Consider the following 714-nt stretch of genomic DNA (forward strand, 5'->3'; position numbering starts at 1 on the left):
GGCATTTTTTAGGTTCACCAAAAAGGTTTCGTCTTCCTCTATGTTGCGATCGCCTTTGACGGGCACTTTAATTTCTTGGGTCGTTTCCCCCGGCCGAAATGTGAGCTGACCCCGGGTGCGGGTGTAGTCGTTCGCTTTGGCGGTTCCGTTTTTCGTGGCATAGTTGACCCTTACCCTCTCCTCGCTCGGGCGATCCATACTGACGGTAAATACCGCGTCCTGAGTGCCGCTGTTCCCTTCCTCGATGCTGACATCTTCAATCGTCACTTGAGGCAATTCATCATTCAGTATCGTCCCCGTCCCCTGCCTATCTTTGGGATTTTTAAATCGGCCATTAACGGGTGCATCGAGTTGGATCACAAAGGTTTCATCGGCTTCTACAACCTCATCCCCGATCACCGGTACGGCAATTGTTTGTTTCGTTTCCCTGGGGGCAAATATTACCGTACCGCTGGCGGGTCCATCATAATCTTCTCCCAAATTGGCCTGACGCCCTTTAATCGTATAATTGACCATCACCGTTTTGCTGGTGGGTTCGGAGAGAGTCACCGGAAACTCAAAATTTGCGATCGCGGACTCTCCCGTCATCGGGTCTAGGTCGCCTTCGGGTAAACTTACATCGCCGATGGATAGCACGGGAAAATCGTTGTCAACGATAGTCCCCGTCGCTTCCGAGTTGGCTAGGGTGGCACCTTTGGCATTTTTTAGGTTCAC

The 714-nt window shown here is 51.5% G+C and carries 1 protein-coding gene; it reads right to left on the reverse strand.

Annotated elements, in window-relative coordinates; genetic code table 11:
- On the reverse strand, nucleotides 1–714 hold a 714-nt coding region (locus LKE08_RS17600; RefSeq protein ID WP_324705554.1), incomplete at both ends, for a Calx-beta domain-containing protein.

Origin of the sequence: Lyngbya sp. CCY1209 (genome assembly GCF_035615495.1) — a bacterium.
Lineage (GTDB): Bacteria > Cyanobacteriota > Cyanobacteriia > Cyanobacteriales > Microcoleaceae > Limnospira.